Raw genomic sequence first — 865 nt, 5'->3', positions numbered from 1 at the left:
CCCCCTGCATCATCCACTCTCCATCTACGACTCATTCTGCAGAGGAGTGGCGTGATGATGGAACTGCAACATCAACGACTGATGGCGCTCGCCGGGCAGTTGCAACTGGAAAGCCTTATAAGCGCAGCGCCTGCGCTGTCACAACAGGCAGTAGACCAGGAATGGAGTTATATGGACTTCCTGGAGCATCTGCTTCATGAAGAAAAACTGGCACGTCATCAACGTAAACAGGCGATGTATACCCGAATGGCAGCCTTCCCGGCGGTGAAAACGTTCGAAGAGTATGACTTCACATTCGCCACCGGAGCACCGCAGAAGCAACTCCAGTCATTACGCTCACTCAGCTTCATAGAACGTAATGAAAATATCGTATTACTGGGGCCATCAGGTGTGGGGAAAACCCATCTGGCAATAGCGATGGGCTATGAAGCAGTCCGTGCAGGTATCAAAGTTCGCTTCACAACAGCAGCAGATCTGTTACTTCAGTTATCCACGGCGCAACGTCAGGGCCGTTATAAAACGACGCTTCAGCGTGGAGTAATGGCCCCCCGCCTGCTCATCATTGATGAAATAGGCTATCTGCCGTTCAGTCAGGAAGAAGCAAAACTGTTCTTCCAGGTCATCGCTAAACGTTACGAAAAGAGCGCAATGATCCTGACATCCAATCTGCCGTTCGGGCAGTGGGATCAAACGTTCGCCGGTGATGCAGCCCTGACCTCAGCGATGCTGGACCGTATCTTACACCACTCACATGTCGTTCAAATCAAAGGAGAAAGCTATCGACTCAGACAGAAACGAAAGGCCGGGGTTATAGCAGAAGCTAATCCTGAGTAAAACGGTGGATCAATATTGGGCCGTTGGTGGA

Annotated in this window: 1 protein-coding gene; it reads left to right on the top strand. The window is 51.0% G+C overall.

Annotation, left to right across the window (positions count from 1 at the left end):
• The first annotated feature begins 51 nt into the window (after window positions 1-51).
• The gene (gene istB, locus BEA93_RS24525; RefSeq protein ID WP_001317493.1) at window positions 52-834 is read left to right on the top strand and encodes an IS21-like element IS100kyp family helper ATPase IstB; all 783 of its coding nucleotides are present in this window, start codon (window positions 52-54) and stop codon (window positions 832-834) included.
• Window positions 835-865 lie beyond the last annotated feature (31 nt).

Source organism: Escherichia sp. MOD1-EC5950 (genome assembly GCF_002965345.1).
GTDB classification, from domain to species: domain Bacteria; phylum Pseudomonadota; class Gammaproteobacteria; order Enterobacterales; family Enterobacteriaceae; genus Escherichia; species Escherichia marmotae.
Note: the sequence above shows the minus strand (reverse complement) of the source record. Positions and strands in the feature narration are given on the sequence as shown.